This is a genomic window from Pseudomonas sp. CROZ-RG-20F-R04-15, from assembly GCF_022662375.1.
Lineage (GTDB): Bacteria > Pseudomonadota > Gammaproteobacteria > Pseudomonadales > Pseudomonadaceae > Aquipseudomonas.
On record NZ_JAKNQL010000077.1, the window covers coordinates 1 to 398 of the forward strand.

The 398-nt window shown below is 61.3% G+C and carries 1 pseudogene; it reads right to left on the reverse strand.

The window, feature by feature from the left end:
• Positions 1-398: pseudogene (locus L8H52_RS30340) on the reverse strand (calcium-binding protein); the annotation flags it as partial.

A 398-nucleotide genomic window follows, 5' to 3' on the forward strand; every position in this document is an offset into this window, starting at 1 on the left:
TGGTCGGCACCGTCGCCACCAAACAGGATGTCGTTGCCGTTACCGCCAGTGATGATGTTATCGCTGGCGTTACCATACCCGACGAATGCGCCCGTGCCGATGTAGGTCAGACGCTCGACGTTGGCGTGCAGGCCGATTTGGCCGAAGGTCGTGCGCACTTCGTCGTTGCCGCCGCCGACCTGCTCGATGACCGTACCGCCAGCACCGTTGATGAAGTACACGTCATCGCCCGCACCGCCCTCGAAGGTCGCCGTGAGGGTGTCGAGGGTGAAGGTGTCGTTGTAGGCGGTACCGATGACTTTTTCGATATTGATCAGGGTATCGCCTTCCGAGTCACCACCGACACCGGCACGCCCCGGCGTGTTGTAGCGAATTTCGACGTTGATCCCGGCAGCCGA